Source organism: Pseudoalteromonas sp. OANN1 (assembly GCF_024124685.1).
Classification (GTDB): Bacteria; Pseudomonadota; Gammaproteobacteria; order Enterobacterales; family Alteromonadaceae; genus Pseudoalteromonas; species Pseudoalteromonas piscicida.
On the sequence record NZ_JAMXSE010000011.1, the window covers coordinates 42571 to 69103 of the forward strand.

Consider the following 26533-nt stretch of genomic DNA (forward strand, 5'->3'; position numbering starts at 1 on the left):
AAAAAAAGCATGTCGGTTTTTAGTCAATTAAACTTTATAAAACGCCAACGTGAGTTTTGGCTATTTATGAGCTTATTCGCTATTTTGTTGATCGCCTCAGCGTCCGGCTTGTATAAACAGGTAAACCTAATCGGGTTACAATGGTTTTCTAAGCTCAACACCACACAAGCAACGCAAGTAGTCGTGATTGAAGCGGAAAACTTACAACAACAACATCAGCAGTTGGTAAAAATACTCTCTGACTATCAACCAAAAGCCGTTGTGTTCTTTGCAAATACCGAACTTTCGCCACAACAATACGATGGCTCGATTTACTATCCATTCAATACGCAATCGGTTTGTCTGTTGGAAACAGAAAATTGGTATGGCAGCGCAATCAGCCTTGCACCACCAGCAAACACGTGTGACATACTGTGGGATAAAATATTTCCGCAGCATGGTGAATACCTCAACAAAATCATAGACTACTCGCTGCCTTATTATTCACTACCAAAATTCAGTGCGCAGAGAGTACTTGATGGTGACCTATTCACAGCACAACTCAGCGAAAAGGTCATCTTAGTTGCTCAGCATTCAAAGTTTTCACGCTTGAATAGTAATGCTTATTTTGGTGCGCAAGAACTTCCGCCTGTTTACCTACAGGCATTTATCGCCAATAGCTTTGCATCCGACAGCTTTATTCAGCCTTTAAATAAAGTGACGATAGTCGCACTCATGGTACTAGCATCAATATTTTTCTTAGTGTGGTACCAAAGAAATGCGACCAAGACCAATGTCATCATTGCGGTATCCACCAGCATATTACTGATCATAAGTGGCCTTGCTGCGCATCATTGGTACTCCGTGTTATTGCCGCTTGGTGAGCTGCTATCTTTGATATGGCTGACGCTACTTTGGGTGTTTATCTCTTTGAAATGGTCAGAAGAAGAAAACTTAAAGTCTCTCATCGCCCTGATCCAGCAACGTATGATGGGTCGATATCTACCACGGCACTTTCTTGAGCATAATGAACCTTGGGATGCAATCATCCAACTGGTTAATCAGCAGCTTAATCTGAGAAGAAGTATCTTTCTCACTCGCTTAGAGGGTGACCACAGAGTAACTGAAATACGCGCGATACACTGCCAGCTCAGTGATATCTTAGAGATGCGACGAGATTACGAGCGAGTACCTTATTCCGATGCAATCAAAGCCTTTGGTGCTATCAAAATTACTCGTCCTTTCTTCCAACATCTCGCGGAAGATGAGCAGCAGTATATCGCACCCTTGATGTACGCAGGAGATGTTCGGGGTTTTTGGGCGCTAACCGTCACTCCTCAAGATAACTTTGATGAGCAAGCATTTATTAAAAATGTAAATCTCTTTGCACATCAAATTGGTGAATTATTATTCCACTATAAAGTATTTTCTGCTGAGCAAAAAAACCTCAAAAGCACACTGACTCGGGCGCTGACTTTTTCTCTAAAGGAACCGTTAAGTCATAAAATCAAAAATGCAATTAATGAGATGGATCAAAAACTCACCTCATTGGAGCATGTCTTCAACCAGCTTCACAGTGCCAGTATTTTATATAACTTATTTGGCCAAATTGTGCAGGTAAATGAATCTCTTGAACGCTTTGCGAGAGAGCATAAGCTGTCTATTTTCGACATGTCCGCCTTAGACTTACTGTGTCGCTGTACCGAGATGGATAGTGAACAAGCTAAAGGAAAGCTGCGCTATTTAACCCTAAAACGTGGCAAAATCGTATTACCCGTATATTTAGACAATCGAACTTATTTACTAAGCATTCGCGCCTTACTCAAACAATCAACCAGCCTTAACGCCAGTACCCCATTTGAAACCAGCGGGGTGTTATTTGAATTTATTGACCTTGGCGAGCAGTTATCTCAGCTAGATGATAAAGAAGCCTTTTTAACACACTTGTCAGAGCAACTTGCGGTTAACGAGCAACTTTTGCCTGAAGAGTGGGATGACGAATAGATGGACTGGACGCTGACGCTATTCCCAAGTGCGGGCGGACTTGGGCAGTCCGTTATCACGTGTGTTTGGATAGGCATCGCGGTTGTTGCATTTTTCAATCTAAGGTTTGGCTTCCCGTTAACTGGTTTAGTGGTTCCAGGTTACCTAGTCCCTTTATTTATCGTGAGCCCAACATCGGCTTGGGTGATCATTGTTGAGGCCATTGTCGTTTATGGCTTAATGCGGTTTTTTGCCAAAACACTTGTTGAGCGACTGGGCTATGCAGAAATGTTTGGCCGCGACCGATTTTTTGCCATCGTTTTGTTAAGCATTATTGTCCGAGTTACCATGGATGTGCTGTTTTGGCCACTGGTCGCCGCGTACTTAACACAATGGGACATCACTTTTGATTATGCCGCACAGCTTTATAGTCTCGGGCTGATTATCATCGCATTGACCGCCAATGTAATGTGGAATGGCGGCTTTAAATATGGCATAAAAGTCACTGCTATTCAGTTGATTGTTACCTATATCATCATTCGTTTTGGATTGATGACGTTCACCAACTTTAGCATTGCCAATCTTGCCGTCATGTACGAAGCTGTTGCGGCCTCCATTATTGCAGCCCCTAAAGCTTATATTATCTTGGTGATCACCGCGTTTATCGCATCAAGGGCTAATTTAAAGTACGGCTGGGAATTTAATGGCATTATGCTGCCTGCGCTGCTAGCTCTGCAACTGATGCAACCCACTAAGCTGCTCACATCATTCGTAGAAACAGCGATTATTTTAGTCTTTGGATATGTAGTCTTAAACTTTACTCGTTTAAAACACGCCAATATCGAAGGCGCACGACTCATGCTGCTGTTTTTTAATATTGGCTTTGTCTACAAACTGATTTTAAACTACGTCGTCGTCGGTTACTTTCCAACCTTAAAAGTGACCGATACCTTTGCTTTTGGCTACATGCTATCGACCTTACTCGCCCTTAAAATTTACCAAAAAAATGCGTTAGGCCTTGTGATCCGTGCAACTTTTCAAACCTCAATTGTTGGTGGCTTTATCGCCATCTGCATCGGTTTTGCGATTATGATTATTCCTAGCCTATTTGTACAAAGTAATACATTAGCGATAAATGAAACAGCTAGCGATTTAACGCTCGGCCAAGTGATCAGTAATTACAAGAGCCAGCTGTATACTCAAAATGCGGCTAACGTTAATGTCAGCCAATATGTGACCGAGCAGCAACGTAGCCACTTTAAGCAAGCAATTAGGTTGCTTAAGCAGGATAGTGAGTCACGCTATGCCGAGGCCGCCACCTTACTGCGTCAAGCCGACTTTTCTTTGCAGCGTACGACACAATTTTTAGTAATAAAAGACAATCAACAAGATCATAAACGCGGCCTGTTTATCATTAATTTAGCTGCTCAAAAAGCCCATATCATCAGTGTGCCTTACCCCACCGCTGAGCGTCTTGCCAGCGAAGCTGGTGGGATATTGTTTTCCTATTGGCAAAGTCAGGCTATGGCATTTGGCAATGCGCGACCTAACCAAAGTGGCAATAAGAACGGCAAACAAAGCGAGTTCTACAGTGACTTTTTCATCGCGATGGATACCCCAGAGGTAGTCCAACTCAGAGAGATTAATCGGCAAGTAAGCCAATTGATGCACCAACACAGTTTAAAAGAAGACGCACAGATGTGGATATTTAACAGTGTGCCAAGCTCAGTGCAACAATCTGAACTTGCTACCTTGTTTAATATCAACGATGCACACTTTGGTCTCGCGGCAAATGCACCTTTACCTTACAGCCAGTTCCATGGCCAGATGATTGAGGCGTATTTAAGCTCGGATAGCTATTCGTCGTTGCTAAGCGCATATGGCCTGCAACGTATCGACAAAGACATAGATAAGATAAGCACAAGCGATGAGAGCATACAGGCACTTATTGAAGCATTTTCAAGTCACATTAGCGCCAAAGGTAGCGGTGCATTTAGCGCACTGAGCGATACCAGTGCTGCACTGTGGGAATATGAAGTGTTAAGGCCGCTATTTGCCATCACCCAAAACCTTGAGATAGTAACAACGCAGGAAACGCTTGAGGTAAGGCTGAGTCAGATAAATCGCGTAGCAAACCTATTACAGTACCAATTAACTTTAGTTAAAAATAACCAAGGGCAATTCGTTGCAATTTCTCCTTTAGATACCAAATCTGCCTATGATTTGGGTCAAGGGGTGTACTTTATTGCCTTGCTGGCTAAACCATCCCTCACTATTGCGGTGCCTAGACCACTCTTTGAAAGTAACACCTTGGAGTTCTCTGGTCAGTTGTTTACGGCCACCCATGCAAAGTTATTGGCAATCGCTGGTGCTCATCCGTATACCAGCATAGATGCAAATGTAATGGCAGCCGACAACGTGCGGTCATTATTTAATGTGGTGTATCAAAGTGCACAGCGCTACTTTTATGACAACCCCTTACTTAATTTACAGATCCGCAGTCATAGCGCGCCTGCAAGCATCAGACCTTCGGCGCTTGCGTACCAATTTACAACGCCTAACTCTATTCATAATGACACCATAGTAAAACTTCAAAGGGTGCTAGCTGATCTTGGTGTTAATACTCAAACCGTATTAGGACAACAAGCAACAAGAGGCTTAGAGCTAGGTACCACACCACAGTCGGGATATCAGCTGTTCGCACCAAAAAGTGAGTTAGCGGCACTGTGGTTGGCATCAGATTTTAAATCGCACTTTGCCATTACCAACGACGCTTTATTGCAACGCCTTTTAGCCGTTGCGCACACACCTAAACTCAAAGTGATCGACTTGCTAACCCTCTCTCCAGATGATTGGCATGAAGCTAGTGCACAATTTATTGACGCGCTTAACGTCGCCACTGGCCGTTATGCCACCACCCAACATTTACCAATGCTCCAAGCACTTTGTCAATTTGAAAGCCAATGTAAAATAAGCGCCTTCAGCACCCATAGAAATGGTGAGCTGGGATTAATGTTTACCCGAGATAACGTATTGCTCGCGCTATACTTACCAAGAAGAAATCGCGTTATTGATTTAGCCACTTATGCAAAAGCGGTTCATGAGGGGCGGTATGTACTGGATTAAGCAGATATTACGATTTGCTATTTTTACGGCTTTGCTGCTACTTTTTGTTTGGTTCGCCGTCACTTTATTTGTGTGGGTAAAATCGGCAGAGCCTTCAAATACCTCGACCCTGTTTAATATTCGCTCCAATGTTCATTGGCTAAAAACCGACAGTGCACTGAAGTTTTCCTTTTCTGCGTCTCGGACCATGTCTGTTCGGGTGTTGTCTAATGGGATATTCGAATCTCAGCCCCTGGATGATCAGCCTGTCAACTATGCTATTGAATATCAGTTACTTGATGTAAAAGGAGCGATTATTTATCGCGGTATTTATCACCATGCAGCTAAAGCTGCCTCGAACGACTTTCAGCAACAGGTAAAACAGATCATTGAAAACCGTGAAGCGTTGGCCGTGGCGTCTGGACAATCCTTTTATTTAAATCGTGAAGAGTTACAACAAGCTACGACTATCACGTTAAAGTTGATACCAGAGAATGCTCAGCTTAAAGGCGTGGTGGTACGCGTCCATGCCCAAACTAGTAACAGTATTACCGACCCCGCCAAAGCGTGGCTGAAAAGGCCAACCGAGTGGCGTGAACGCATGACGAATTACCACACCATAGGTGAAAACGCCTTAACCAACGAAGAAAAATACAATTCAGTCATGTTAGATTGGCAAAAGCTAGCGCCGCAGGGTGTGCCTAATATTGACTTTCGTGCTGACTTGTTATACGAATCACTGCCCTACAATGTGCTTAATCATGATTTTTCGACCCAGCTAGACTTAGATAGTTTGTTTATTTCTGAGCAGCTAAGCGCTAGTTTTCGCGTCTATGAACACACGGAATATTTATTAAGTCATTCCGAGAATGCAAATCTTACTTTTGTTTGGCACGATTTACGCCAACTCGAAGCGCCAAAGCCACTAACGCCTGAGGTGCTATCCGCTGCGCAAGCTAAACTAAGCAACTTACCAACCGGCCTTGTTACCATTAGCGCAAGCGCCCCCACCAGCATTCGGGTATTTAGCAATGGCGTCGACCCTATAGTTCCGCTACATAGTTATTATTATATGCTCAACGCGCAAACGCCGGTTTACTATCAAGTCTCACCTAAAAGCGATATCGCTTTAGAGTGGCGCGCGCCTATCGGCAGCACTCTCTCTGTGAGCCTCTATAGCAACAATGAGCTGATCAAGGACTATGTTTTTACCGCAACGGCGGAGCAGGCTTTGTTTGATAGACTGATAACTGAAACCACGGAGCGACAAACCTTACCAACCGCAGAGAAGCGTTATTTGGCAATACCAGATAACGTTACTCAAATCAAAATTGAAGCCGAAGACGCGATGGTGAAGCTGCAAGCCCGCAGTCCAACATTTAATTACCTGAGTCATCGTTGTGACCCAGTGTGCGACCCTGAAAGTCCAATTTATCAGGGTATTGACGCATGGTTTAGCCAAAAGGCCGACAACCATTACCTCTTTCATACGCAAAAGCAGATAGCATCGGTGCGTTTATTTGAAGCGCCACCAGAAGTACCGGAGTTGCAGCCTCAATACCGCTCCAAAGACTTAGATCAGCTTTTAGCTGTATCGGATATCGCGTTGGTGCCCATTGAGCAAGCTTACTTTGATAACTCAGTACCGCAAATGGAGTTTGAATATCGTCAGGTAGCTAAATCTGCACTCTTTAAGCTAGGTAAAGCAACAAGCTACCCAAGCAGTGTGATTGTGAAGCAAAAGCGCAAACCTACACTATTTGAAGTTCCGTTAAACAGCTTACAAATAGAGGAGTTAGCGAACACCCAAGCACTTTTCATCAATCAAGGGCTTCCAAGAACCGTGCGGAAGATCCGCCTGTACAAAGTGGCAAAAACAACGCCACTTACCGTTGCTGTTAGTGAGAATAACTTGCAACCTAACGCTTTGGTCGTCAAAGTGTTTAGTGCCGACCCTCAAGCTGAAATCACGGTAGCAACCGCTCTGGATAGCACTAAGGTAATCACCCCAAGCGATGAATACACCATTTTAGCTAAACACTTTGTACTGCACCTAAACCCTGCACAAACGAGGATGTTTTTTAACCCTAATCACGCAGAGCTGTACGAGTATCCAAGTATTACTTTGCCGCTGTTTCAAGACTTAACATCGCCTAAAACCATGACGCTTCGCTTTTCACATGATGTTTGGATAAGTGTATTAGAGGAACATGAACAGCCTGATGCAACATTAAACTGGTGGCAAGATGAAACGCCTTAGTCGCTGCGTACTTTACATTGCATTGTGCCTGTCATTGAATGTTAACGCTGCGATTCCCAACAGCAGCAAAATGGCGCACTGGTTTAAGCAACCTGTAGCGCTCGATGGCTGGCAATTTACGCAACACGCAGAGCAATTTACATTGACGCCAAAACCTCAAAGTGACGCGCATGGCGAAGTCACATATGCACCAAAGCATCGGCCTTGCGTGGTGTCTGTTCCACATCGCTTTCATGATAAACATACGCAGACCATTGGTGAGCACATTTTCCAGCACAGTTGCCAAGTGTTACTGAACAACACAAAACACAGATACGATAACAACGACACAGGTAAAACCTATGATTACGCCAAGCAACCTCACAATATTCATACTTCAGCAATTGTAAGTTTTACATCTTTACACCCAACAGCAAAAGTATTCCAAATACATGGGTTTAGTCAGAAAAAGCGAAAAACCGACGCCGGTAAACTAAGCGAAATAATTTTGAGCCAAGGCAAAACAAATGACGACACACTATGGAAGTTGAAGTCTTGTCTTGTTAAGCAAGGTTATCGGGCGCTGATTTACCCTCAAGAAGTCCAAGAACTTGGCGGGACGCAAAATATCATGCATCAGCTTGCGCTTCCTGAATATAGCTTTATCCATATTGAGCTAAGCTATCAAACAAGAAAGCAATTAATTAATAACAATCAACAACTAGAGCAGTTTACTAAATGCGTGCAATCACTTTTATAATGACACTAATGCTGTTTGCAACGATATCCCGAGCAAATGAGATAGGGATACAAACGGCAGCCCAATGGGTTGATCTGTCACGTATGCAATTTATCCAAGCCAATGCTAACAAGCACTTTGCACCGCAGCAAAAAGCGTGGCTGTTTTTGCCAAGTCACGCGTGGTTAGTAACGACACCAAATGCCCTCGAGACATTCGAGTTTTTTGCAGGGGAAACTCCAGAGCTACAACGTGCCATTCCAACGTCCGATTGGTTATGTATTCAATCCCGCTGCCAACTGAGTGCAACAGCACAAAACCGTTTAATTCAGGTTGCATACACAGGTGATAACGCTCAATCTCTCGCGCTTTGGCAAGGCAGTATGCACAGCCATAGAGATCCGTATCGAAGAGCACTCAGACTGCCAGGACTTGACGACCAAATACTGCAATTAGCGCAAGATACAGAGCGCTGGTTTCACCTACAACCTACACAAGTGACAAGCGTATTCTTTGAGCACGCCAAAAAGCTCAAACTAGAGGTTCGAAAAGATCTGCACGCGATTGCGCAAAATGGTACTGCTACAATTAAAGTTAACGGTGAGGTTATCAGCACCATTGCAATATCAGATATCCAAGCGGATGAGTACCTTGAGCCTAAAGTCGGCTTATCTAACCAAGATTATATTACCGTCCCGCAAGGTAGTTATCTCACTATCACAACATCGGTGCCTACCTACCTTAACTTACTACAAATGCACCGTGGTATATACGACGACAATGCAGGAATAAAGCAGCAAGAGTCGTTATTTAATCCGTATTGGAATAAACAGCTGAACGAGCAGCTTAGCGCCCTTTACATGAATGGTGATACTTCTCCACTCACTTTTAGCGCTACTGATACAGCATTGGCGGTCAAACGTAAGCAAATGCTTAACGATATTGCCTCTACACTGTACTTTTTAACGCCAAGCTCCCCTCAACCGCTCACTCATCATGTTGCGATAAGTGGAGTAACACTGGGCAGCCGCAGCGCCGCTGGGCAAGTGCTGCTCACCTCGAGCGCTCAGCGAGTCAATTACATTACCTCGTCTCAGCCACTTAACTATCGTCTTGAGAACATACTGAGAATGGATAATGCAATTACCTTGTATGTTCGATCAAGAACGCAAGAGCGCTTAACCATCACCAGCGAGCATGGCCGACATACGCTGCTTGTTGCGCCTAGCAGTCATTTTCAAAGACTTACCCTACACATAAATCCAGCATCCAAAGCTGTGACGATTGAAGGTGCTAAGCAATCGCTTGATATCGCTGTAGCAGTCAACCGATTACAACCATTTCCCGACTTCTTGACCATGACGCAAGAAACGCTAGGCCAAGGGCCACTCGTTCAAGGTCTGTTGGCAAGAAGCAAACAAAATCGAGCGGACACTTATCATTTATCACTGAGTGGGCTGAGTGCGCCGGAAATAAGCGTTAAGACAGACAGCCACGACCAGTTTACCGCCACTAAAGTGCTTGCGGAGCTGCAAATGACAGCAAAGACTAAACCCCTCATGGCGCTTGCTAAACTAAAGCCGTATTTGAGTGGTCATAGTGAGCAAGTTACGCTAATGGCTTGGCAACTTAATATTGCTATTTTGACTCAGCTAGAACGCAGTGGAAACGCCGAGGTGTTACTAAAGTCATTGCTTAAAAGCACCGCCCAATCTTTAAGAGAATACGCTGCCAATGAGCTACTCTCGAGATATTTAGCAAGGAATGAATATATCCAAGCTAGCCTATTATGCACTGCCCACGAAACCGATATCACGCAATATCAATGCAATGATATCCTGTTGACATATCTACTTGACTCCGGGCTTCAGCAAGAAGCGCTGTGGACAAGCCAGCAAATGGCATTAACACCAAAACAGGCCGAACGAATCGCGGCAATTCAAACAAATGAACTTACCGAACCACAGTACAGCCTCAGTCACTATGGTTTACAAGTCGTGGAGTCACTGGATGATCAAACTGAGCACTATCCGCTAAGTTCAGATAAACCCATCAAGCTGGTTGCTAAAACACCTTTGACGGTCAAGCTAAGTGCGCGTGCAACCTACCAAGGACAAGAATACAAAAATACCCAATGGCTGCTGTATGAACACGACGCCAAAACCCGGCTTTTACCCATATTTAGTGATATTGCAGCAAACTTACAATTGCAACCACAAGCGACTCGGTTATCTGTTGCATCACAGCAATATATCCAATTAGCCGCAAATGAAAGTCTCACGCTTTTCAGTAGTAATGATTTGTTTGTAGAGATCCGGGTGCAACCAGAAACCGCGAATACTCCAGCTTTTGTAGATAAGTCTGCACACTTGGTTAGTCGCGCTGATGCGCGCATAGCAGATGAGCTCAGCGCTAAAGAAATCGCGATAAATGCCTTGTATCAATTGAGTCAGCAAACATTGTCTAACGAAAGCTACAACAGGGTCCTTCAACGTCTGCACCCAAGTTTATCGGGTGATGCCGTTTTAACCGATTTATATGCCCGCTTGATGCGCTATGGTCAATGGCTTGCCGCGGAACAATATACTAGCTATGTTGGCACGCAAAAGGTAAAGGTTGATACGCTTGCGGCGCAAAGCGTTGGTGACCAGATCACCGCACACCTCACAGAAAATCAGCCGTCAGGCCTGCCGCTCAGAGCAAACGAAATACTGACTATTGATTTTTCTGAGTACCAACAAGTTCAAGTAAGAGTAAAGTTTGCCTACTCTTCCGCCAAGCAAATTGTTGCACCGCCTGCTAATGTAGAACTAGTAGGGCCAAATCAAGGTGATGTGATCTCGCTGCAGCCAATGCAACCGCTCTATTACGGCATTAAACAAATCGAGACGCGACAAGGACTATTGCAATTACGTTGGCTCAACCCTCTATCGGGGCAAAGTGTGAGTGTCCGTCCGCAATACTTCGACCAAGGTCAATGGCATGATATCCCATTGGATACGAGGCAAATTTTTTATCGCTCTGATGAAACAACCCCAATCACGGCGAAATTAACTCGAGATAGTCTGATTAAAATTGAAACCTTTGCCGATGGTATTAGACATGAAGCCACCTATTTTCACCCAGCAGGACAAGTCTCACTAACCGGCCAACAGCAGCAAACGTTAGCACGCATGTCTATCTGGACGTTAAGTCCAACATTGCACCGCGTTAACCTAGTACCTGAAGTGCCAATGTTCTTAAAAACCAAGCAACAGTTAACACCAACAAGTGCTGAACCCGTATTTCAGCAGGCTCGCATTGAAACTGATGAGAGTCGCACTGGCATCGAAGGCTTTTTGAATATTGATAGCGACGACATTGTACAGACAACGGAGCCTAGCCCTAGCCGTACTACACTCGATTTAGGTGTATCACTGAGAATGAAGGATGAAAATAACTGGTACCGCATCGATACTTTCTACACGATGGATAATCATCACCAAGACACTTTCTCCATCAATGGTCAATATGATTGGCTCTCGAAACAGTCGAACTGGTTTGCAGAAGCAAGAATGCGTAATCGCTGGCAGGATGCAACGGCAATCAGTGAAACCCATTTAAGCTCTAGTATTTCGGCAAAGTTTGGCCAAATTCACCGTTATAACAGCGGTTTTAGAAGCATTTGGTGGTGGCAGCCTTTTTACACGTACACCAGTATCAGCAAGGACGAATTTATTGCAGACGAGCAAATTGGCCCTGATATGTACACCTTTTACCGTAATAATCACAAGCACGGCTGGCAAGCGCATGCTGGGCTGCGCTATCAGCCCTGGGTTGATAGTTACTTCAGCTCCGGCGTTACACTGACGTCAAATCAAGATTGGCAAACGCTCGACAATGCACTGTTTTCATTTGATTGGTATCAATTTTATCAAGGCCATATTTTTCATGCCGGATTAACATCAAGCTATGTATTTGCCGATCAGAACCGTCCTAATCCAACATGGCAATACTTAACTCAATTGGGTTGGCAAACGGGCTTTGACTTTAGTCATAACACCGCGGGTTGGTTAGGTGTAACTTGGACTCAAGACTGGTTTAACAATACCCATCAGGTTGGGCTACAAGTACGTTTAGGCAACTTACAGCAAACCGCTTTTGCCCCCTATGCTCACGATGAAATTATTTTTGAATCGTTACAGCTAAGTCATTTATTAGAGCAAGATTTACATGAGCGTTGAAGCCTTAAAGAGTCAATTAGAAGCCCTATTTTTTGCCGAAACTGAAAAGTTTTGGCTGAACTTGTATCAACATAAATACAGTGCGTTGATCGACGAATTGTGTGCATGGGAACTCATTTACAATCGCCCTGAAAACGAGGATGAAACCGACTGGCTGGTACTTCAATCTATCGCCTTTTTACGCCATAAAATTGAGACTCTACATGAGCAAATTTTGCTGCTTGAGGTATCCCACACCGGATTTGTACAGCGTATCGCTAAGTCTGAATTTGCCAGTGAAAAAGAGCTTCATATTATTGCATATGCTCAAGAACTTGGCACCACTAACGCCGCGTTAGAACAAGATAAAAAAGCTTTTTCACGATGGTTTGACGAAGGTGCTGTAGTTGCTCGATATCAACATCAAGTTGCCGCTATTGAGCAACAGGTTAAATTTTTAATCGCCAAACTTGGGGCGCTAACGAATCGATATTTACGTGCTCACCACGATACCCTAGAAAATGCCTGGCAACGCTTGGATTTACAGCCATTTTGCTTAAATTTACTCGCCCATAGTCAAAATCAACATATTCGTCATGGCTTGATCCGCGCACTGGTGAATATGGTCGCAACCTTAAACAACTATGAGGTCGACTCAGAATTAGACGCAGAGCTTATCGCCAAACTTATTGAATTGCTTGAGTCTGACAATATGCCCTATCAGGCAATCGTCGATATTTTAGAGATCTTAATACATCAACGCCCCACCTTTATTCGTGCCTACATGTGGGCTTTGCTTGAAGAAGCGAACGATATTGAAAATAGTCAGCAAGTTGATGCCGAAGTACTCTATATTTTGAGTATCTTTCCTAAAATTATTGTCAGCCAGCCAAAGCTTACAGAAAAAGATCTCAATATGCTTTGTGCACTCAGCGAGCACACCTTACCTAGGGTGCGCCAGGTTACGCTAGAGTTTGTCGAGTTTTATCCCACATCGTTTGCACAAGAGTTAATCGCCAAACGGTTTGAGCAAGAGAGTGAAAATGCCGTACTTTTCACCTTGATAAAACAGTTATCCGCCGACCGCTTTTGCCAACACGACTTTGCATTTTTACTGTGGCAACGTGTACTAACTGGAGACTTTAGTATGCAACTCAAGCGCTTAGCACTTGAGCAAAGCGCGCGTATTATGTTGAATATGCAACTTGAATCAAATCAAGCCGATCTCTGCTTCAAACGGTTTGTTGACACCTTGAATGACTGTTTATCGAACGAAACAAACATCGCCGTTTGCCGTTATATCACCAGAGCCAGAGAGCAGCTAGGTAGCTTCTATCATCAAGCCATCATCGCGCAGCTCAATGCTTCCCTTGAAGCCAACGAACAAAGTGACGCACTGGCAACTTGGTCTCGTGATGAACTGGGCCGCTCACTTTCTTATATCGCACAGCGCGGTCAAAGTCTTAATGCCTCAAAAACAAAAGCTGGCTGGCGTATCCAACAAGGCTATCGTCAAGCAAGAAGATTATGGCGAGTAATACACGAAATAAGACAACCAAGTACCGATAAACGTCAAAGCTATTCTCATACCAAAGCGAAAAAGCCCAGCGTATCGATCCACGTCCCTAGCTGCACTACCGCGGAAATTAGCGAAACAAAAGTGCCGGGGGAATTGCTCTTTAATATCGCTGAACAAACGAGTCGACCACATCTACCATTACTCGACTTTTTGCTAAGTGTACTGACCAATGACCACAGTAAAGAAGACGCCAAAACCTATACGCCAGATGGTATTTTAGCCGTTACTCCGCCATCGACTTTATGGCAACGCCTTAAGGCGTACTGGACCATAACATGGCAGTTTGCAGAGCTAGACCGCTTAAGAAAAGGCAACGAGCTTGAGCAAAGTAAGTATTTGGATGCACTTAGCACGCTGGGGTTTTCGCTACGCTTTAGTGCCTACGGGGATATCGCGGGAACGCCATTTCCTGTCGCGAAAGACATTCAGCAACTTTATACTCGCTCTGGTGTCACCTCAGCGCTACTCACAATTTGGAGCAGTTTTAAAGAATACGTCGATGCCATTTATCAGAATAGTATTTCGCAGCTGGTTTTCTTTGTGCTTGCATTTATTAGCTACTTTTGGACTCGGCATATTTATGTCAGTAAAAGAATAAAGCAAAACCGCAAACACATCCCGGTGTCCATTGGCGGCTGGGGAACACGAGGAAAATCAGGAACCGAGAGACTTAAGTCGGCTTTATTCAGTAGTTTAGCACTGAGGGTAGTGAGTAAAACTACCGGCTGTGAAGCGATGCTTATCTATTCAAAAATTTCTGGTGAGCAATATGAGATCCCGCTATTTCGGCCTTTCGACAAGGCGAGTATTTGGGAGCAAGCTGATGTGCTACATTTTGCAAAACAGGTAAAGGCGGACGTTTTCCTGTGGGAGTGTATGGGCTTAAACCCAAGGTATGTGAAAATTCTAGTTCGCTGGATGAAAGACAATTTTGCTACCATTACTAATGCCTACCCAGATCATGAAGATATTTTGGGCCCAACAGGTTTAGATGTGGCAAAAGAAATGTCTGCCTTTTTGGGCTACAATACCCAAGTGTTCACCGCCGAGCAGAATATGGCCTCCGTGCTCAACTTGGCGGCGGAGCAAAAAAACACGTCGCTCATTCAAATTCATTGGGGCGATGGGTATCAAATAACGCCTGACATTCTCGCAAAATACCCCTATGTTGAGCATCCGGATAACATCGCCCTAGTCTGCAAAATGGCGCAATATATTGGCATCAATAAAGACTATGTGTTCAAAGAAACGGCTTCTAGGGTTATTCCCGATGTTGGGGTGCTCCAGCAATTTACGACCGCAAAGATCGGTGCAATCAGTCAAAGCTTTATCAACAGCATGTCTGCCAACGAACGACTAGCAACGATAGAAAATTGGAAACGCTTAAACATCGTCGAACAGGGAAAGCAGGGGCAAATTGTTGCTCTGATTAATAATCGTAACGACCGTGTAGCGCGCTCGCAAGTATTTGCGAACATTCTGGCCAATGATCTGCATTTTGATGCCATTGTGGTGATCGGCACCAATATCGATGGCTTCTTTAAGTACTTTATGGTTGCACTGGAAAACCTCTTACACAGTATTTTCAGCAATAACGATCACAACGCACTGTGCGATTTACTCACGCGTTTTGGGCTCACATTATCGCAGGATACACTAGTCGCATCATTAAATACTACAGCAAACAAGCTGCCTGAGTCTGCGTTTTCAAGTCTCGACTCGCTGCAATCGCAACTTAATAGCGAAGACGAAACATATCAGCCCACTCTAAAGCGTTTTGAGGCGTGGACGATTGCCCAGTCGCTTTTGGAAGTTGAAGACCTGAGCACCAGGCTTTCGCAAACAGCAGCGCTTGCAGAGCAACTTGCCGCCCTCAAATGTACGTTAGTGCATGATAGTGACATCAAGCCTGATGCCTTAAACCAAATCATTGCCAAACAAGCACTGCCAAATGAACACCAAATTATCGTCGGCATGCAAAATATCAAAGGTGCGGGACTGGGCTATGTGTACATGTGGCAAAAGTGGCAGTTGTTTCATCAGCATTGCGAGCGCCTAAGCCGCCGCAGCGTGACACAAACTGAGTTTAGAAATGGCTTAAGTAGAATTTTACAGCAAGAGGAGCTCAGCGCGATTGAATGCCAATACTTAGCTGACAAGCTCGACTTGTTCAAAATGTTGCCCAATGCCCAAAGCGAATTTAGCCAAGCCGAATTAACGCAAATAAAGCGCAAACTCGAGCAACAAACGCAACGCTTAGAAAGTAAAGATAATACTCGGGCTCGCTCGCCGCTAACACGCTTTTTGAATAAATTGGTCGAGTCATTTTTAGACGCCGGCGCGGCGGTAAAAAGGAAAAAAATCGCAGTTCAGGTATACAAAGATATCGCCGACTTTAGGATCACAATAGAAAAGGCAACCCTTATTTTAAGTGAATTAAATCGCTCGCAAAAGCCTGGATGGTTGAAATTACAAAATGGTAAGCGCCGCAAAAAATAGCTCGGCGCTTGTTACCCGACCACTAAAACGTAGATAAGTTTAATGATCAGCGTCACCATTAATAAAGGCAGTACATATTTGGCATACTTTTGCATTTTATCTAGCCCTAAACGCTGCTGATACTTTTCCAACAGCGGTATCAAGACGACCAACGCGATGACTAAACTCACTAATAATATAACTACGTTCATCTTAGCTCCTCTTTCTAAACAGGTATCTTACAACCAGTATTCACTTCAAGCAAAATTCCAGCTATGCTCATAAACACATCTGACCAGTAGAATAACAATGATGAAAACTGCTATCACCGAATTATTTGGCATCGAAAAACCCATTATATTACCCGGCATGAGCTGGATTTCTGTCCCTGAGCTTGTTGCGGCAGTGAGCAATGCTGGTGGCTTAGGTATTTTAGCCACGGGCCCGCTCAGTCAAAACGAGACACGTCAAGCAATACGAAAAATTCGTGCACTCACCGATAAGCCTTTTGGTATTGGTGTGACGTTAATGATGCCAGGCGCCAAAGAAAATGCCAAAGTCGCATTAGAAGAGCAAGTGCCTGTTATCAATTTTTCTTTAGGAAAAGGCGATTGGCTAGTACAAGCAGCTAAAGCCTACGGCGGAAAAGTCATTGCTACTGTGGTGACGCAAAAGCATGCATTAGCAGCACAAAAATCTGGCGTTGATGCGCTATTAGTTACAGGTCATGAGGCCGCAGCCCATGGTGGTGAAGTAACTTCACTGTGTTTAGTGCCGAGTATAGTCGATATTGTCGATATACCTGTGATTGCCGCAGGGGGATTTGCCGATGGTCGAGGACTTATCGCCGCGCTAGCACTTGGCGCAGAGGGCGTTGCGATGGGCTCTCGTTTTGCAACATCTAGAGAAAGCCCTTTGCATCAACATGTCAAAGATACTGTAGTAGAAAAAGACGTTGAACAGACGATTTACTCCAAAAACTTCGATGGTCTTTATGCTCGAGTAATGAAAACCCCCATGGCTGAAAAGGCAACGCGCCGCCCGATGAACTTTTTCATGGCCACCATAAAATCATTCAAAGCCGCCAAAATGGTCGACATGCCCTTATGGAAGCTACTACTAGGACTGTTATCTCAATTCGATAAAATTAAGATGCTGTCGCTCTTTGGTGCCGCCACCGAAAAACTTGAAGCCGCCACAATCCACGGAAATTTAGACCATGGCGTGCAGTTTATTGGTCAATCTCAAGGCTTAATTCGAGAAATAGAATCCGTACAAACCTTAATGGATAACATGATGGCTCAAGCCACTGAGGTGCATTCACGTATCGGCAACAACACAGCCGAGTAACGGATGTTTGGTATTGATGCGGTAAAAGCGGTATTATCTTGCCTAATATCGCTCTGGCCCTAGTTGCGCCACTAAAGTACTGACCATAAACTCTGATTTTATAAGTGACTTTCAATGCCTAAACATTATCTTTTCTACATTGAGCAGCCATATAGCTTTGCCATTCTGAGACCCCTCCAAAACGCTATCCGCGCTAACGGTGACGTGGTGAAATGGTTTTTAAAAGGTAAAGATGTAAACTCAAGTTCACTTGCACCAGACGAAGCGGAGTTACTGAGCGTAGAGGACGTAAAAGCGTTTAATCCCAGAGCAGTATTTGTACCTGGAAACGTTGTTCCTGACTTTTTCCCAGGTGCCAAAGTGCAAGTATTCCACGGATTAGAATATAAAAAGAAAGGTCACTTTGGGATCCGCGGTTTCTTCGATTTGTATTGTACTCACGGCCCAATTACCACCGCGCCATTTAACCAACTCGCACAAAAACATGGTTATTTCTCGGTAATTGAAACTGGCTGGCCAAAACTCGACCCTTATTTTGATTACACCAAGCAAGAGAATGAAAAGCCAGTCATACTGTATGCTCCTACTTTTTCACCCAATCTCACATCGCTTGAAGCATTACATGCACAAATCAAACAGCTCGCAGAGTCAGGAAAATACAAAGTCCAACTTAAGTTTCATCCTAAGACGAAACAGCAGTGGCAACAGATGTACATGGAACTTGAAACTATCAGCGATTTTGAAATCGCTGGGAATGACAATCTCATTCCACTTATTCAGCAAGCAGATGTGGTGATTTCTGATACCTCTAGCGCCGTTGATGAGTCGCTACTAATTGGTAAACCGGTTATCACATTTAATAATCACCAGCCTCAAGATGCCTTAATCAATATTACCGACGCAGGCAAATTATCTGAAGCGGTTGAACAAGCACTTAATCTGTCTGAGGCACAAAGTGAACGTATTGAGCAATATATTCAGCAAGTGCACCCTTACCGCGATGGTAAAAGCGCCGAGCGCATACTCGCAGCAACAGAGACCGTAATTGCTGCTGGATTAAAGCGTAAACCACTTAATTTATTGAGGCGCTATAAAATACGCAAAGCACTGAATTACATGAAGATAAGGTGAAAGCCGGTAACTTTTCGGAAATAAAAAGCTCACTAAAATGTGAGCTTGTTCATGTTAATTTATCACTAATCTTAACAATCGCACTGCCAGTATTGGTTACCCGTTTCCGTCAAAGGCGGACGACACGGAATACGGCTATTTGCACCACCAGCGATGTTTGGTGTTTGCTCTTGAGGCAGGTTTTGTTTTTTATCTAATTGTTTTAATGCTGTTTTTTTAAATTTTAATTTCATCTTCTTATCCTTGAGTTAATCTTAATTTATAAATCATGTTGTTTAAGGTTGATAGTCCAACAAGTCGATCTCTATCCCATCAGGCCAACCTAAAACACTGCTCGACTATACTAACAACGGCACTGACCGTAATCCGTACCAGTCAACGTTTCCGTTAAACGGCATGGGATTCTAGTATTTGGCTCAGCACCGCCTGCTACTTGAGGGGTTTGCTGTAAAGGTAGGTTTTGGTTTTTATCTAGTTGCTTCAACGCTGATTTTTTTAATTTTAATTTCATTATCATTTCCTTGAAATAGTCGTTTAGTGATAAGAATTTATCACTAATTCTTAAGCTGCCATGAAAAAATTAAAAATTCAACATTATTAACAATAAAGTTAACTTTAAAATTCACCCCTTCATTAGAACAACAATTAACCATATGTTAAATAATGCTTTTTAACCACAAACCCCAAAAAACGCACCATTAAAAACAAACAAAAAATCAACAAACATGCAATCTACTGAGATAAGCTTACCTCAACTAGGCATCTTGTTGCTTATCCATAAAATCAGCCATACGCGCGAGCAACTCGGTTTCTGTGAGATCTTCTTTATGCGTGCCAATCGTCCAGACATGACCAAATGGGTCTCGTAGCGTTCCAGCCCTATCACCATAAAACTGATCACAAACGGGCGTAACTTGCTGTGCCCCCAATTCAATTGCCCCCGCAAACACAGTGTCCACATCGTCAACATACAACATCAAGCTAACGGGCGTACCACCAAGCTCATTGGGATCTTTAAAGTGCATATCAGGGCACATATCTGAAAGCATCACATAAGAGTTACCAATCAGCAGCTCCGCATGTGCTATTCCGCCATCTGGCATAGGTAACTGAAGTTTTACGCTAGCGCCAAAAGCAGCTCGGTAAAACTCGATGGCTTTTGCTGCACCAGCCACAATGAGGTAAGGCGTGAGTGAATGATAACCGGAAGGAATTGAAGAAGTCGCCATGATATGGATCCTATAAAGTCCGTTAAATTCCCTCTAAACCTAGCCGATTATTTGAAATATGCGAATTAAAATTGCGATGCTCATGTTATTGCAGCGATGAGATTTACTCATTACTCGAGTGTTGATTAACGAATTATTTACCTATATGCTAATTTGGTTTTGTTCATAAAACACACAACAACATGTAAGGGATCAGTATGAAACCAACTTCTATATTACGATTGGCTTGGACGAGCGGTGCTCTCATCCTCGCAGGCCAAGCAAACGCCTACGACTGTAGTAATTTAACCCTGTGGTCTGAACAACAAGTATACAGACAAGGGGATATTACAGAGTCCCAAAACCAAGCATATGAAGCTAAGTGGTACAGTCAAAACGACAATCCAGCAGGCCACTCCGGTCCTTATGATGTCTGGCGGTCACTTGGAGCTTGTGCAACGGGGTCAGGTCAAACGCCGAGTGTCGTACTCACCAGCCCAAATAATGGTGCTGTGCTGGGCGAAAATGACAGCGCTGTTTTTTCCGCTGATGCCAATGATGCCGATGGTGACCTAGCTTATGTCGAATTCTTAGTAAATGGCCAAGTTATCGCAACGGATACTAGCGCGCCATTTCAAACCACTTGGAGCGCAGTACTTGGCGAATACGATATCAGTGCAATTGCCACCGATTTACAAGGGCTAACCGGAAGTTCGCAATCAGCACGGATCACAGTAAAACCGGGCGGGGGAAATTTACCACCGAACGTATCCATTGTAGCACCAGCCAACGGCCAGCAATTCTATCAAGGCGATATGGTAGGGATCAGCATCACCGCTGAAGATAGCGACGGTACTATTGCGGGAGTAGAAATTAGCCTGAACAACCAGCTTGTCGCGAACCTAACAACCTCTCCTTTTGAGTTCCAATTCCAAGCGGAACAAGTTGGCGTAAACCAACTAAATGTAAAAGCGATAGACAATCAAGGCTTGGTGAGTGAGGCAAACCTTGCCATCGACGTGTTAACAAAAGTGGGAGGTGGCTGCCAAGGCCTTAGAGCATACAGCGCTGGACAAAATTACCAGACTGGTGAACTCGTCGCGCATAATAATCATAAATATCGCTGTGACATCGCAGGTTGGTGTAGCTCAAACGCGCAGTGGGCATACGAGCCAGGTACAGGCCAGTATTGGACCGATGCTTGGAGCGACTTAGGGATCTGCGCAATCGCGCCAACCGTAACGTTCGAAAGCCCGTCCAATAATGGTACTGTTTTGGTCAATGCGCCCACCACTATCTCTGTCAGTGCTCAAGATACTGACGGCAGTATTGCTACACTGTCACTCTATGCTGACAACACACTCCTCGCCACAGCCAATCAAGGAACACTTAGCCACAGCTGGACACCGACAACCCTCAATCCGGTAAGCTTAAACGCCATTGCCGTCGATAATGAAAGTAATCAAAGCGAGCAAACAATCACAGTGAATGTGACTGATAAACCGATTGCCGTTGATTTACTCGCCCCCACTAGCGGCAGCCAAATTACCTTGGGTAATTCCACTCAATTGATTGCACAAGCATCCTCTTTTGTTGGACAAATCACACAAGTACAATTTTATGCTGATGGCGTATTACTCAATACAGACGCAACGCCACCCTACGAATATAGTTATGCACCGGCCTCAATCGGCACAAAAACACTTTATGCCACGGCCACCAACGACAATAATGAACAGGTGTCCAGTAGCGGCGTGACAGTTCAAGTCATCGACAAACCCATCGGTAAAAAGCACAAACTGATTGGCTATTGGCATAACTTTGTCAATCCAGCTGGTTGCCCTATTCCACTTGATCAGATGTCTACTGCTTGGGACATCATCGATATTGCCTTTGCTGAAAATGATAGAAACTCGAATGGCACAGTGCACTTCACACCATTTGAAAAAGACATTCGCTCTAACTGCCCGCCTATCGACCCAGTAAAATTCAAATCCGACATGCAGGCACTACAAGCGCAAGGTAAAGTTTTTGTGCTAAGCCTTGGTGGTGCAGAAGGCACAATTACCCTCAATACGGATGCCGATGAAGCGGCATTTGTCAGCAGCCTCACCGGTATTATTCAACAATGGGGATTTGACGGGCTCGATATAGATTTAGAGAGTGGCTCGAACCTTGTGCATGGCTCTCAGATCCAAGCTCGGCTGCCAAGAGCATTAAAACAAATAGAACAAAATATTGGTGGCAATATGGTACTTACCATGGCCCCTGAGCATCCCTACGTACATGGTGGCATGATTGCCTATTCAGGTATTTGGGGCGCTTATATTCCACTTATAAATGAGCTACGCGACACATTAGATTTACTGCACGTACAGCTATACAACAATGGCGGCCTACCTAACCCATACGAACCAGGAAGTGCTCCTGAGGGCTCAGTGAACATGATGGTTGCTCATGCAAAAATGCTGATTGAAGGATTTGATCTTGCTGATGGCACCCGCTTTGCGCCACTTAGGGATGACCAAGTAGCCATTGGTCTACCTTCTGGCCCACAGTCGGCAAATTCAGGCCAAGCGCCCATCGGCAATATCATCAATGCCTTAGATTGTTTAACCAAAGGTACAGGATGTGGCACTATTCAACCCAACAGGGCTTATCCGAACTTTGGTGGCGTGATGACATGGTCGATTAACTGGGATAAGTACGATGGTTATAACTTCTCTCAACCCATTGGCGATAAATTAACGCAGATGAATCGAGGAAATTAAAGTTACATTGGCCTGGGCTTGGTATTTACGTCAAACGTTATGCTGAGCTCAGGTTGATGAATCAATAAAATACAAAGAATAAAGGCAGGTACTGCCCAGCTCCTGCTTACTTGATTGCTAACAATTTTCAGTCGTGTAGTTATCGCATCGAGCGCTTGTACAAAGTGCAGTGGTGATTAAATCACACTCTTTAGTCGTGGTTTCACAACCAATCGTGCCAGGCCTCGTTGTATAACCGCCTGCCACATTAGGCGTCGCTGCATAATCAAGTGATTGGCTGTTTTTAGATAAAGACTTTAATTTTTTAACCGTTAATTTCATTGGTAATCCTTTTTTGTTTTATTGATAAATTCAGGAACTAGCTCATAATAATTTAGTCCTGAACTTAAGTTGTATCACCTGAACAAAAAACACTCAACCCAATTAAAGCAACTATTCAATCATTCGCGTGTTATCACTGTATTTTTGCCAGAACCACACTGAATAACCCTATAACTTAGACTATGTAGCAATCAGCCAACGACACAAACAAACAAGGCTGATAAATGGTCAACAGCTTTTTGCTTGGAAATAAACTATTTCTCCCCTACTATTAGAGCGTTACACGCAAATTCATAATGAATCCCAAGGTCGATATGAAATCTTTTCCATCGCTTTATTTAACAAATCTATTCTTAGTCGGTGGGACAGGCCTGCTGACTACTTACTTAGCGCTTTATTTAGGCCAGCACGGCGTCAGCACGTTTTGGATCGGCTTGCTTACCTCGTTTTATTACTTGGGTTTGTTGCTCGGTGCCAAATTAGGCTACCACCTGATCAAATCAGTTGGGCATATTCGCGCGTTTGCGGCAAGCACAGCTGCAGTGACGGCCTGCGTAGCAATACATGGGGTGAGTGACAATATCTATCTTTGGCTTGGACTACGACTTGTGGTGGGTCTTGGCATGATGTGTAACTTTATGGTGCTCGAAAGCTGGCTGAATGAACAAGCAGCACCAGAGCAGCGAGGGCGGGTATTTTCTTTTTACATGCTCACTTCCTACCTCGGTATGGTAACTGGGCAGTTTGCGCTTTCTAACTTCCCCGAGCTTGGCTATGCGCCGCTATTTTTAATTGTTGTTGCTTTATCCTTTGGAATTATCCCTATTTCAACGACGAGGCGGATCCACCCTAAGCCACTTAAACCTATTCAAGTCAGTCTGTTTACCTACTTCAAAAAAGTGCCTCAATCTCTTACGGCGGTCTGTTTTGCCGGAGTGATTAATGGCAGCTTTTATGGCCTTGCCCCGACTTTTGCCAGCCAATCAGGATTTAATGCCGAAGAAATTGCTATGTATATGTCGGTAACAATTTTTGCAGGTTTGCTTGCACAGTGGCCAATGGGCATTATCTCTGACCGAGTTCGCAGAAGTATCTTACTGCGCAGTAACGCTGTTTTTATTGGGTTGATTTCTCTTTGTATATTTTTACTGCCACTGAGCCCAAGCTACAGTCTTTGGCTGACTTTTGGCTTTGGGTTATTTGCATTTACCATGTACCCACTTTCTTCGGCACTAGCAAACTCCCGTGTTGATGATGAAGACCGTGTTGGTGTTTCTTCCGCATTGCTGGTGGCGTTTGGGGGAGGTGCCTGCGTTGGCTCGGCCGCTATTGCACAGATCATGTCCCATTTTGGTCATCAAGCCTTATACGCTTCGTTAAGCGCACTAACCGTTGTTATGTTTTTACTCCTCCACTTTATCAACGCCAGACAAAAAGCTGAGCAGCCAGAGCCTAGCGACTATGTGGCTGCGACTTCTGATATTACCAGCTCACCGCTCGCAGCCACCATGGACCCGCGTATCGAAGAAAAAACAGCACACGAACAGCTACTTGTCGTTGACGAAGATGCGCCTCGCGATAACGACGATGAACTCGACGACAATGATCAAAATAGTGAGCCAACCGAGGAGCTGGACGAAACGACTAACAAACCTCAGCCATAGTCTGACTGATAAACGCTCGTAACCAACGAAGTGCAGGATATTGATGCTGCACTTCGTGCCACACCATAGCGACATCAAAAGCACAGTCAGGTATCGGATTTTCAACGAGGGTAAAATCAGCTCCGAGTTTTGACGCTTGACGAGCTGGAATAAGTGCAACCAATTCGGTATTTCTCACCAGTTCCGGCACCAATAAAAATGAGGGTACTGACGTCATCACCTGCCTCGATACACCATATTGCTGCAAGATTGAATCAACGAATGTCGAGGTGCTATTTCCTTCAAAAGACACCACAATATGCTCAAGCTTCACATAATCTGCGATTGTCATTTCTGGCGTTAGCTGTGGATGATGTTTTCTGCCAATCAAGACATACTTTTCTTGATATAAGGTTTTAAATCTTAACGAATCAGGCCCACATTCCGGCGACATTAATGCCAAATCGAGTTCTGACTGTTGTAGCTGGGCTGCAAGCGTTGCTATTTTTAAGTGGCAAAGCACGACCTTGATATTGGGCGCAGCGATTTTTAAACGCCGTATTACCTCTGTCATCACCACTAACTGTAAATAGTCGGTACATGCCACTTTAAAGGTTAAATTGGCCGTTTCTGGGAAAAAGTCTTGATGCTCGACTAACACGTTACTTACTAGCTTCATCACAGCGCGAAGTTCCGGCAGCAAAGCAAGCGCTTTAGCAGTTGGTAGCATGCCTTTATGAATTGGGACTAATAACTGATCATCAAATAGTCCGCGCAGCCGACTTAGCTGAGTGCTTACTGCAGGCTGGCTGAGGTTCAACCTATCTGACGCTTTGGTCACATTGCACTCTTCCAGTAACACCACCAAAGTCTGAAGCAGGTTTAAGTCCACCTTTTTGCTATCCATTTAATTTATACCTAGGGTAAAAATATTCAATTTCATTTATAGCAAGATTACAGAGATAGTAACAACTCCTTTTCGTTACAGAGCACTTATCATGACCAAATCCGCACTAGTGGTATCGGCACATCCAGAGCCGACTTCCTTAACCCAGACACTCGCCAAAACAAGTGTCGAAACCTTAACGCGCATGGGTTTGCAAGTTCAAACTTCAGATCTATACCAAATGAAATGGAAGGCTGTGGTTGATGAGACCGACTTCCCGCAAGATGACTCACAAGCACCACTTGCGATTATTGCAGCGTCTGGCAAAGCATATCACTCAAACACCCTAACCGAAGACGTTATTCAAGAGCAGCAAAAATTGCTGGCTGCCGATTTGGTTATTTTTCATTTTCCACTTTGGTGGTACAGCGTGCCTGCCATACTTAAAGGCTGGTTCGATAGAGTCTATGCCTATGGCTTTGCTTACGGTTATCAAAACAAAGGGAACCAATTGCGCTACGGCGAGGGAGTTTTACAGGGAAAGCGAGCGTTAATTTGTGTAACCACAGGTGGTGGATATGAGGATTACTCTACTTTAGGGATAAACGGCACAATGGACGAATTACTATTTCCGATCACGCACGGGACTTTGTTTTTCCCAGGTATGGACGTTCTACAAAACCATGTTATTTTCGACGCAAAAGGCGAACCGAATCAACGTATAGCTGATGAAATTGTCAATTGGTCAGAGCGCTTAACACAGGTATTTAGTGAACAGCCAATCCCCTACCGAAAACAAAATAGTGGCGATTACATCAACGGCCAAGTGCTAAAAGCCGAAGTCGCTATGGGAAAATCGGGTATTGCTGCACATATTGCTTAATCAAGGCCTTATCAGCTATGTTTATAGGATGTCGCT

At 44.2% G+C, this 26533-nt stretch carries 17 protein-coding genes; 11 read left to right on the plus strand and 6 right to left on the minus strand.

Features of this window, described 5'->3' with window-relative positions:
• Positions 1–9: 9 nt before the first annotated feature.
• The 6 genes from NH462_RS11115 to pgsB are packed head-to-tail and all read left to right on the plus strand — an operon-like array spanning position 10 to position 16325.
• Positions 10–1983, plus strand: coding sequence for a hypothetical protein (locus tag NH462_RS11115; RefSeq protein WP_010370760.1), 1974 nt, complete (start codon positions 10–12; stop codon positions 1981–1983).
• On the plus strand, positions 1984–5088 hold the full coding sequence (locus tag NH462_RS11120; protein WP_253105716.1) for a poly-gamma-glutamate biosynthesis protein PgsC/CapC: 3105 nt from the start codon (positions 1984–1986) through the stop codon (positions 5086–5088).
• Positions 5075–7327, plus strand: coding sequence for a hypothetical protein (locus tag NH462_RS11125; protein ID WP_253105717.1), 2253 nt, complete (start codon positions 5075–5077; stop codon positions 7325–7327). Before NH462_RS11120 ends, NH462_RS11125 begins: the two co-directional genes overlap by 14 nt.
• Positions 7314–8066 (plus strand): hypothetical protein, encoded by a 753-nt coding sequence (locus NH462_RS11130; RefSeq protein WP_253105718.1) that lies wholly within the window; start codon positions 7314–7316, stop codon positions 8064–8066. Before NH462_RS11125 ends, NH462_RS11130 begins: the two co-directional genes overlap by 14 nt.
• Entirely contained in the window at positions 8045–12268 is a 4224-nt protein-coding gene (locus tag NH462_RS11135; RefSeq protein WP_253105719.1) for a hypothetical protein, read from the plus strand. The genes NH462_RS11130 and NH462_RS11135 overlap by 22 nt, the downstream gene beginning before the upstream one ends.
• Positions 12258–16325, plus strand: a complete 4068-nt coding sequence (gene pgsB, locus NH462_RS11140; protein ID WP_253105720.1) for a poly-gamma-glutamate synthase PgsB — start codon at positions 12258–12260, stop codon at positions 16323–16325. The genes NH462_RS11135 and pgsB overlap by 11 nt, the downstream gene beginning before the upstream one ends.
• A gap of 11 nt (positions 16326–16336) precedes the next feature.
• On the opposite strand, the gene NH462_RS11145 is transcribed toward pgsB, so the two are convergent.
• Positions 16337–16516: a hypothetical protein gene (locus NH462_RS11145; RefSeq protein ID WP_010370747.1), complete on the minus strand. Its 180-nt coding sequence runs from the start codon at positions 16514–16516 to the stop codon at positions 16337–16339.
• Between the two features lie 91 nt (positions 16517–16607).
• Between NH462_RS11145 and NH462_RS11150 the strand changes: the two genes are divergently transcribed.
• Together NH462_RS11150 and NH462_RS11155 are read left to right on the plus strand one after the other, a co-directional pair.
• A complete protein-coding gene (locus NH462_RS11150) occupies positions 16608–17654 on the plus strand; it encodes a nitronate monooxygenase (RefSeq protein ID WP_366033723.1) in 1047 nt (348 codons plus the stop codon).
• Between the two features lie 114 nt (positions 17655–17768).
• A complete protein-coding gene (locus NH462_RS11155; protein ID WP_010370739.1) occupies positions 17769–18785 on the plus strand; it encodes a CDP-glycerol--glycerophosphate glycerophosphotransferase in 1017 nt (338 codons plus the stop codon).
• Positions 18786–18856: 71 nt separating this feature from the next.
• On the opposite strand, the gene NH462_RS11160 is transcribed toward NH462_RS11155, so the two are convergent.
• From NH462_RS11160 to NH462_RS11170, 3 genes are all read right to left on the minus strand, one after another.
• Positions 18857–19018: a hypothetical protein gene (locus NH462_RS11160; protein ID WP_253105721.1), complete on the minus strand. Its 162-nt coding sequence runs from the start codon at positions 19016–19018 to the stop codon at positions 18857–18859.
• A 110-nt stretch (positions 19019–19128) separates the two neighbouring features.
• Positions 19129–19296 (minus strand): hypothetical protein, encoded by a 168-nt coding sequence (locus NH462_RS11165; RefSeq protein ID WP_017217813.1) that lies wholly within the window; start codon positions 19294–19296, stop codon positions 19129–19131.
• A 244-nt stretch (positions 19297–19540) separates the two neighbouring features.
• Positions 19541–20014: a VOC family protein gene (locus NH462_RS11170; protein ID WP_010370736.1), complete on the minus strand. Its 474-nt coding sequence runs from the start codon at positions 20012–20014 to the stop codon at positions 19541–19543.
• A gap of 197 nt (positions 20015–20211) precedes the next feature.
• On the opposite strand from NH462_RS11170, the gene NH462_RS11175 reads away from it, so the two are divergent.
• Positions 20212–22764, plus strand: a complete 2553-nt coding sequence (locus tag NH462_RS11175) for an Ig-like domain-containing protein (RefSeq protein WP_253105722.1) — start codon at positions 20212–20214, stop codon at positions 22762–22764.
• A gap of 117 nt (positions 22765–22881) precedes the next feature.
• On the opposite strand, the gene NH462_RS11180 is transcribed toward NH462_RS11175, so the two are convergent.
• A complete protein-coding gene (locus NH462_RS11180) occupies positions 22882–23085 on the minus strand; it encodes a hypothetical protein (protein ID WP_010370730.1) in 204 nt (67 codons plus the stop codon).
• Positions 23086–23399: 314 nt separating this feature from the next.
• Between NH462_RS11180 and NH462_RS11185 the strand changes: the two genes are divergently transcribed.
• The gene (locus NH462_RS11185) at positions 23400–24749 is read left to right on the plus strand and encodes an MFS transporter (protein ID WP_010370728.1); all 1350 of its coding nucleotides are present in this window, start codon (positions 23400–23402) and stop codon (positions 24747–24749) included.
• Here the strand turns inward: NH462_RS11185 and NH462_RS11190 are convergent.
• Positions 24730–25635, minus strand: coding sequence for a LysR family transcriptional regulator (locus NH462_RS11190; protein WP_253105723.1), 906 nt, complete (start codon positions 25633–25635; stop codon positions 24730–24732). The two genes, NH462_RS11185 and NH462_RS11190, sit on opposite strands and share 20 nt — an antisense overlap.
• Before the next feature lie 91 nt (positions 25636–25726).
• Between NH462_RS11190 and NH462_RS11195 the strand changes: the two genes are divergently transcribed.
• Positions 25727–26497: an NAD(P)H-dependent oxidoreductase gene (locus NH462_RS11195; RefSeq protein WP_253105724.1), complete on the plus strand. Its 771-nt coding sequence runs from the start codon at positions 25727–25729 to the stop codon at positions 26495–26497.
• Positions 26498–26533 lie beyond the last annotated feature (36 nt).